This window comes from Tenacibaculum xiamenense (genome assembly GCF_964513065.1).
GTDB classification, from domain to species: Bacteria; Bacteroidota; Bacteroidia; order Flavobacteriales; family Flavobacteriaceae; genus Polaribacter; species Polaribacter xiamenense.
In genome coordinates, this window is sequence record NZ_CAZEQU010000005.1 from 314320 (window position 1) to 324067 (window position 9748).

2 protein-coding genes and 1 pseudogene are annotated in these 9748 nt (G+C 36.2%); 2 read left to right on the top strand and 1 reads right to left on the bottom strand.

Annotation, left to right across the window (positions count from 1 at the left end):
• Nucleotides 1-8: 8 nt before the first annotated feature.
• A complete protein-coding gene (locus ACKTTV_RS01660) occupies nucleotides 9-698 on the bottom strand; it encodes a zinc metalloprotease (protein WP_408029063.1) in 690 nt (229 codons plus the stop codon).
• A gap of 330 nt (nucleotides 699-1028) precedes the next feature.
• On the opposite strand from ACKTTV_RS01660, the gene ACKTTV_RS01665 reads away from it, so the two are divergent.
• Both ACKTTV_RS01665 and ACKTTV_RS01670 read left to right on the top strand, forming a co-directional pair.
• Entirely contained in the window at nucleotides 1029-2834 is a 1806-nt protein-coding gene (locus ACKTTV_RS01665) for a T9SS type A sorting domain-containing protein (RefSeq protein WP_408029064.1), read from the top strand.
• Nucleotides 2835-3089: 255 nt separating this feature from the next.
• Nucleotides 3090-9748: pseudogene (locus ACKTTV_RS01670) on the top strand (hypothetical protein); the annotation flags it as partial.

Consider the following 9748-nt stretch of genomic DNA (forward strand, 5'->3'; position numbering starts at 1 on the left):
TTATACAACTACTTATCTTGTAGGTCAGCAGGAGCATCACAAAGTTTCTCTCCATAGATATCACAGTTTCTTTTTTCGTCTCTTCTCAGAGATTTCGCAACTCCCAGAAATGTATGGTGCAATTCAAAATAATGCCCAGCTTCATCGGTAACTAAAGCTTGTTCTAAATTAGTTGTTCCAAATGTTGCGTTAAGGGCAATATAATCATAATCGCTATTTCCAGGCATAAAGGAGTAGCCAGAAGTTTTATTAGATCCAGCGAATTTCTTTAAATGAAAAATGTTTAACATATTTGGGCTAACATGGCTATTTAAGATGTGTTTTTCCTTTTTACTCTGTGATAATTCCCCCTTATGTAGTCGTGTTTTGTTTATATAATGTATTGGACCAGCACTTATAAATTCAATATTCATAGAGGAAATACCTTTATTTAAAATTTCCATAGTCTTATTTACATAATCAGGAGTTACAGCCGGACCAAACTCATCATCTTCTCGGCTAACATGGTTTTGAACTAATATTCTAACTTTTTTAAAGGTTTTTCTATTTTGAGTTTTGCTCTTTATTTGTTTTAGTATGTCATGATACCTCTTTTTATAAGCCTCGGGAGTGATGAGTTTTATACTTAACCTTTTGTGAAAAATAAAGTAGTTAAAAATAAGTAAGAGGAATATAAAGTGGAATGCGTTTTTTTTCATGTCTTCTCTATTTAATATTATCAAGTATACATAGAAGCTTTTTTTTACCTGTGGTGGACAAGTAAATAGATTTTTTGAGTGTTATATACACTAGTGAATATTGATAGTTAGAGATATACATTTATAAAAAATGTTTGTTGCTAGTTTGGTTTATGCAAATAGTAAAAAAAGAAAATAATGAAGTTTCATGGCGTATTTAAGAGGTTAAGTTTTGTCTTGATTAAATAGGAGAATCCATTTTTTAGCAGAAAAAGCTATTGTACTTGTCCACTTTTTAAAAAATGATGACTGTATATAATATAAGTGAAGTAAAATTAAAATTTAGTTAGAATGTTTTTTAAGGTGGAATGGAAGGTGCTGTTGCTTTCGTTGTTGTTGCCAATAATGATGGTAGCGCAGCAAAAAGTTGGGGTTTCTTATTATGATAGCGAGTTGAAATATGTAGAATATATACCAGGAGATTTACCGATTTTGTTGGTGGCTCCTCATGGAGGAAATTTGATGCCTGAATCTATCGATTCATATGGGAGTCGGGGAATTGATCGCAATAGTAAAGAAACAACCTTACTGGTTTATAACCGTATTGTTGAAATGACGGGTAGAAGACCTCATTTAATAATGAATCATTTAAATCCTTGTAAGTTTAATCCAGCAAAAGGAAGGAATTCTGTGGTAGTTAAGTATTACGATAAAAAATCGAAAGATACTATTTATAGAAGAGTAAAAGATACAGCGTTCATTGGTGATTTGTATGATAAATTTCATGATTTTATTAAAGAAGCGAGTAATAGCATAAGAAACAGTGTGTGGGAAAAGGGACACTATTTTGAAATGCATGGAGTCGCTGGAGGGAAAAACATGATAGGGATTGGTTTACAAAAGAAGTATTTAGTTTATCCAGATGATGATACAAATGTGTCGCTAAAGTATACCTGGAAAGAATCTACAGTTAAAAATTTAATTAGATCGGGAAGCCCTGATGTTAGTGAAAGAAAGAAAAATTATGTAAGTGTATTGAGGGGTGAAAATAGTTTAGGAACACTGTTAGATTCAATAGGAAGTGAGCAATGGAAAAGTGTTCCATCAAAAAGGTTTCCTTCTCAAGAAGAAGATAAAACATTTTTTTATACAGGTGCAAATCTCCAAAAGCATTGTACCGATCCAAAAGATTATGAAGATGGTCGCTTTATTGATGGAACGCATATGGAGAATTATTGGTTATATATGGATTATATGCCAAATCGAAATAGATTTAGTAGATATACCTATTCGAAAGATTTGGCGAAAGCCATGCTGGTTTTTATGGAAAAGAATTATGGATTTGAGTTAATTAACAAAAAGAAGGGGAAAATGTATTATTCAAGTTTTGAAAAGTATACTTCTTTTGATCATGATGAACTCAGAGAAGTTTGGGTAGAAAGTGATGAGAATAGAGAGGAAGTTGATGCGTTAAATAAATATGGGAACTATGGTAAGAGTTATACAGTACTAAGTGGTGAGAACAACTTGGAATCAAAAGTGCTGGATTTCTCGGCTTTTGAAAAAGTGTATATGTATTTCAATATAAGAACAGATGAAAAATGGAGCTCAGGGCAAAAAATAAGGGTAGAAGTTTCTGTAGATGGTGGCGTAAATTATATAGCTGGGTTAAATCTTTTTCCAGAAAAATCTTCGAAAAGGCATTTTAGAGTTGTTTGTCCGAAAAAGTATATAAATAACAAAATGGTGTTTAGGTTTATTAATCAAAATGATGGAACTAAAGTGTGTGTTGATGATATAGTACTAACAACGAACATGACATGGCCTCCAATGATAATGGATTTAACTCGAAAAGTAAATGAAACGAGCAACATTTTTGAAGATATAGAAAATAAAAAAATAGATGATCAAGATGTTGTCGTTTATCCTAATCCTGCCATAGAGTATATACAGGTCAAACTTCCGGAAAATGAGTTATTACATGTGGAAATTATTGATTGCTTAGGCAAGGTGGTTAAAAGAAAAATGATTACAAAGAAAACTGAAAATGGTTTTCTAGTAAGTACTTCAAGTATACCACCAGGGGTATATACGCTGGTAATAAAAGATGAAAATTTCATCAAACAAAATCAAGTGAAAATTTTGATAGCGAAGTAAGTGTTTCTTATAGCAAAAGAGCTCATGGTAATTTTTCCTTTCGAATGTGGCGCCGTTTTATGAGCGCGCTGCATTCGTTTTGAGAAAAGAGAATTTTTGATGAAGTTGAACTTGGATATAAGTTTGAAGGAAAAAATAGTTTGAGTTACTACTACTACTACCATTTTATGTATTTACTGTAATTATAAGAGTTTATCAAAAACAGTTACCGTAAAAACTTTTTGAGAATAAATGATAATTTAAAACCCATGTATTATGAAAAATAGATCTTTTTCATACAAAAAAAAGAAAATAAGTAGGGCTAATGTTCTTCTAATAATCGTGCTTTTAGGAATCCACTTAAAGATATTTTCTCAGGTGCCCGATGCTCAAATGACTGGAGCGGAGGCTTTCTTCAGAGGTAATTATGTTGAAGCGGGAATTAATAGTTTAGGAACTTTTGGAGTTGGAAATTCACTTCGTCCCACTGGGTACCATAATTCTAGGACGTCGAATCTATTTGGCTTTATAGCAAATCCAGCTCAAGACGGCTGGGTAAATTATGATGGTGATTATTTTACACCAGGTGATCCTTACGAAGGCTTTAATTTAAAGGTTAACGGAACAGTTTTTAGTAATAATACATATGGATTTGTAAATGAAATACCAGGTAGTATTACTTCAGTGAACGCTGGAGATAGCTTTTGTGCTGAGAATGCGGCTGAGATTGTTTGGGAAGGGAATGCTGGAGGTGTTAATGTACATCGAAGATATACACTAACAGAGAATGGATTGTTTATTAAAATGACGACAACCTTGACAAATACCTCTGGGGCAATACTCAATAATATATATTGGAATCATGTAGTTGATCCAGATAATAACCAAACGATAGGTAGTGGATATGGTACGACAAATACTATTGTTGGGCAAGCTTCTGGTGTTAATGATAAATTGGCATTAATTAGGGCAGAATCTCCACCAGTAGGAGGGGCTATTGATCCTGATGGAGCTTATCTTTTTATAATGGCAAATGATGAAAGAGCTAGGGTAGTAACACTGCAAGGAGGAGGAGCTCCATCAACATGGAGCTCGTTAGATGATGCAGAAAATGTTTGGAATGGAACAGTGGGTGTCAATACGGAAGGAAGTGTGGAATTAGGTGATAACCCTATTTCATTAGCCTATAATATTGGAAATCTTGAAGCAGGTGAAAGTGCTGAGTTTACTTATTTTTATATATTAAGTTCTAACTTCTCGGCAGTTCTAAATTGTAGTGACAAGGATAATGATGGCATCCCAGACTTAAACGATAGAGATGATGATAATGATGGTATTCCAGACATGGATGAATCCAATGGAAATAATCCAGATGGAGATGAGGACGGTGATGGCATTGTCAATTGGCAAGATGTATTTGATAATGGTTTTACAGGAGATGGTTCTGTAACGGATTACACAGATGCTAATAACGATGGTATGCCAGATGTGTATGATACCGATTTAGATTTTACACCAAATCATTTAGATCTAGATAGCGATAATGATGGGTGTTTTGACGTCTTAGAATCGGGAGGAACAGATGCTGATGCCGATGGAATTTTAGACGGAACTGGTTTCGATAGTAACGGACTGGTAACTGGAGGATCAGGAGGTTACAACGGGGTTACAGGTGATGAAACTGTGGCAACACAAGTGTTTCCTGATCTTTCCAGTTGGGGGGATAAAACAGCATATGAAGGTGATTCTGTTTCTCTAGGGATGCCAGTCCGAGCAATTAGTACTAACGGTTTCGTTGGAGTAGCACCCAATACGATACCTGCATATAGCATAGCTGCGGCGAGTGTGGACGTTTCTAGTACAATAAATTATCAGTGGCTCGAAGATGGAGTAGCGCTTAGTGATACTGGCGTATATTCAGGAACAAATACAAATCATTTAAATATTAGCGATGTTTCAGGATTAACAGGTAAGGTGTACACTTTGGTAGTAACCCATCCTAATAATGTGTGTATAGATGTTCGAAATAGTGCTACTTTAACGGTTGTTGATCCTTGTGATTTCGGAGCGATTGTTGGAACACCAACGACAAATGATCCTGATGGCGATGGCGTTAACAATGTTTGTGATTTGGATGATGATAATGATGGGGTTATGGATTGGGTAGACGGATGTTACGATTATAATTCATATGATTTTGCTTCTCTGCTTCCTGTTACTAATGGGAATGCTGATACGGCCATAAATTCTAGTTCTTTAAAAATAGGGAATGCAACAATGAATTTAAATTTCAACTTGTTAGGAACAGCAACAATGCCTGATGAGATTATCAACAATGTGCACGAAACTTCTGATTATGGTGTTCTATTTGGAATATTAAGTGGTGCTACTACCAATACTAGCGTGTCTAATTCAATTGAGGCTGATTTTACATTTAGCGAGCCAATTGTAGATTTTAAATTTAAAATTCAAGATTTAGATGATGCAGATCATGTTCTTATAAATGCTTACTCAGGAGGAGCGATTATACCAATTACAATTTCGAACTATAATTTATCAGCAGGGTCAATAGTAAATTATGATGGAGGAAATGTATTTTCTTCTTCACCAACGATATTAGCAGCGAATAATACAAGTATTGGAGATATAAGTTTTTCATTTTCCCAGCCCGTCGAAAGGTTGCAGGTGTTTTATTGGGATGAATTCAGTATAGGGGTGATAACGTTAACAAATTTTGAAGGAACTACTTTTTGTGATGATTCAGACGACGATGGTACACCAGATAACTTAGACTTAGATAGCGATAATGATGGGTGTTTTGACGTCTTAGAATCGGGAGGAACAGATGCTGATGCCGATGGAATTTTAGACGGAACTGGTTTCGATAGTAACGGACTGGTAACGGGAGGATCAGGAGGTTACAATGGAGTTACAGGTGATGAAACCGTGGCAACACAGGTTTTTCCAGATCTTTCCAATTGGGGGGATAAAACAGCATATGAAGGTAATTCTGTTGCTATTGGGATGCCAGTCCGAGCAATTAGTACTACCGGTTTCGTTGGAGTAGCACCCAATACGATACCTGCATATAGCATAGCTGCGGCGAGTGTGGACGTTTCTAGTACAATAAATTATCAGTGGCTAGAGGATGGAGTAACGCTTAGTGATACTGGTGTTTATTCAGGAACAAATACAAATATTTTAAGTATTAGCGATGTTTCAGGATTAACAGGTAAGGTGTACACTTTGGTAGTAACCCACCCTAATAATACCTGTATAGATGTTCGAAATAGTGCTACTTTAACGGTAATTGATCCTTGTGATTTCGAAGCGATTGTTGGAACACCAACAACAAATGATCCAGATGGCGATGGCGTTAACAATGTTTGTGATTTGGATGATGATAATGATGGAATATTAGATTCGGTGGAATGTAACGGAGTTAGTGAGATTTTAAGTACATGGACAGGTAATGCCAATGGAGTAGATCCTGCCGGAACGTTAAACCCTTCAAATATTAATAGTCTTTTGGTAGATAATGTTTCTCCATTAACACCAGGATCTGGAGTTACTTTAAATTCTGATGTAACTAATTCATCTATAGAAGTATTAGGGTTAGGGGCTATGAATTTAGCAGAAGCCAAAATAAATGGTGATTACGTAGATGTTTCGTTTAGAGCTTTAAATCACGGAAGAATAACATCTTTAGCTCAATTTATCCAAGATGTTGGAATAGACTATGGTTATACAGTTACAATTGAAATCTCCAGAGATAATTTTGTTACTCATGAAACACTTGTAAATGCAAATACTTTTCCACTGGATGCGACAGATGGAGGAGGCTCAGGAGGTACTTTATGGTATCCAATTACACCTATTAAGGAATCATATATTGAACAAGGACAAACATATACACTTAGAACTTATATGTACAATGCTCCAAACTCAAATGTAAGTATAAATGATTTTCATGTATTCGCTAGTACATGTCCTGATACTGATAGTGATAACATTCCAAATCACTTAGATTTAGATAGTGATAATGATGGGTGTTTTGATGCCTTGGAAGCAGATGAAAATGTCTTAGCCAGTCAATTGGATTCTGAAGGACGAATTGATTTCGCAGCCAATGGAAGTGTCGATGCCGACGGGATTCCTAACCTTGTGAACTCAGGAGGGGGAGCCGATGTAGGAGGTGACCAAGGACAAGAGGTCACTGGTAATGAGGTTGTGGCAACTAATATAACTGCAGATTTTACTAATTGGGGAGATAGAACCGTGTTTAATGGAAATCCAATTAGTTTTAATATGTCAGTAAATGGAGTGAGTACAACAGAATTTTTAGGTTCAGCCCCAAATACCGTACCTAATTATTCTCACTCATCGGCAACAAATGTTTCTGGGGCTACCAATTATCAATGGCAAGAGAATGGGGTAAACTTAAGTGATACAGGGGTTTACTCTGGAACGAATACAAATGTTTTAACAATAAGTGACGTTACTGGACTCACAGGTAATATTTACACTGTGATTGTAACACATCCAGATAATGAATGTGTTAACATTCAAAATACAGCTACTTTAACAGTATTGGATCCTTGTGATTTCGGAGCGATTGTTGGAACACCAACGACAAATGATCCAGATGGCGATGGCGTTAACAATGTTTGTGATTTAGATAATGATAATGATGGTATAAGTGATGTAAACGAAGCTGCTTGTGACATTTTAAATAGCGGAGGATGGAACATTTCAGGGGCCACCGCTGAGTATAATTATGGTAATGGTGTTATAGCGAAGTATTCAACAACAGATGCAAGTAGTATTGTAACAGGAACATTTAATAATCAACCTTTTTGGTCAGAGCCATTGGGAGGAAGTAATTCTCTTCAACTCGGTTATAATTGGGGGACGAGTATTACTGTTAATTTTGAAGATGCATCAGGGAATCCTGTTGAGGTGGTGAATCCAATTATTCATCTTGATCGAGTAGGTGGGTATTCTACGGTAAATACACAGAATATACAAAATTCGGCCATAGTTAGTTTGCAAGGTGGATATATATGGCAACGCCTTACAGGAACAAATGATTTTGTAGCTACAACAACCACAGTTGTAGATGGAAATGTTGGATTACCTGTAACAACTAATACAGGGCAGAGTACGTTAAGTGGAGTTGATGGTACTTCTGCAGGGTCTTTGAAAATTTTAGGGAAATTATCTACTTTTACTTTGAATTTCGATCAGTCTGGAGCTAACGGATCAGGTGGTGATGGAATAGAATTAATTATTTCGATATGTGAAGTAAGAGATACGGATTCCGATGGAACACCAGATAACTTAGATTTAGATAGCGATAATGATGGATGTTTCGATGTCTTAGAATCGGGAGGAACAGATGCTGATGCCGATGGAATTTTAGACGGAACTGGTTTTGATAGTAACGGACAGGTAACTGGAGGGGCAGGAGGTTATGACGGAGCAAATGGAGATGAAACAGAGGCTACTACGTTACAGGTAGATACGCAACCAAGTGATGCAACCATCTGTTTAGGAGCTAATGTTACTTTTACAGGTGCGGTTTCTTCATTGAGTACAACAGTATTTTCAGGAACACCGCCATCAACCACGCCAGATTACAGTGGCAGTGCAGCAGCTACAGCAGATTTAATATATCAATGGCAGGAACAAGTTGGTGGTACTGGTCCATGGAATGATATTACTAATGGAGGAATTTATAGCAATGCAACTACAACAAATTTAACTTTAACGAATCCAACCTTAGCGGCATCAACAAATAAATATAGATTGGTAGTTACCAGTAGTAAAAATGCATGTACAAGCGTAACTACTTCGGAGGTAGGGCTAACAATTAATGAAAATACGGTAAGTTCAGGATCAAGCTCTCCAACACTGTGTTTAAATACTGTAATGACTAATATTAGTCATAATACAACAGGCGCAACTGGAATTGGTGTTGTAACAGGGTTACCTGCAGGAGTTACAGCTTCATGGTCAGCAGATGTAATAACGATAAGTGGTAGTCCAACAGTAAGTGGAACGTTCAATTATACTATTCCTCTTACAGGAGGTTGTGGGTTAGTAAATGCATCAGGTACTATTATTGTATCGGAAAATAATACTGTAAGTGGGCCATCAAGTATGCCTTCATTGCCCATTAATACACCTTTAATTGATGTAACGCATTCAACTACGGGTGCAACTGGAATCGGAACTGTATCCGGATTACCTGCAGGAGTTACGGCTACATGGTTAGCAGATGTAATAACTATAAGTGGTAGTCCAACAGTAAGTGGAACATTTAATTATACTATTGCTCTTACTGGGGGATGTGGAGTAGTAAACGCATCAGGTACTATTATTGTAACCAATGTTATTGATGCAGTTTCGGATGATTTTAGTTCAACAGTATTGAGTTCAGGAGACTCAACAAGTTCAGTAGTTTCAAATGATACATTAAATGGAAATCCGGTAGTTATAGGAACTAACCCAGGAGAAGTAAGTTTAAGTGGAGTAAGTGTTCCAAGTGAGTTAACCTTAAATTCAGACGGAACAATCACAGTAAATTCAGGAGCACCATCCGGTAGCTATACAGTTAGTTATGAGATTTGTGAGAATGGAGCAGTACCAGCAAACTGTGATACTACTACCGTAACAATAGAGGTATCTAATACGATTGATGCAGTTTCGGATGATTTTAGTTCGACAGTATTAAGTTCAGGAGACTCAACGAGTTCAGTAGTTTCAAACGATACATTAAATGGGAATCCAGCAGTTATAGGTACTAACCCAGGAGAGGTAAGTTTAAGTGGAGTAAATGTTCCAAGTGAGTTAACCTTAAATTCAGACGGAACAATCACAGTAAATTCAGGAGCACCATCCGGTAGCTATACAGTTAGTTATGAGATTTGTGA

What these genes read in the sequence shown, in the direction of transcription:
- ACKTTV_RS01660 (WP_408029063.1), bottom strand. Translation starts at nt 698, where the DNA reads ATGAAAAAAAACGCATTCCACTTTATATTCCTCTTACTTATTTTTAAC.
- ACKTTV_RS01665 (WP_408029064.1), top strand. Translation starts at nt 1,029, where the DNA reads ATGTTTTTTAAGGTGGAATGGAAGGTGCTGTTGCTTTCGTTGTTGTTG.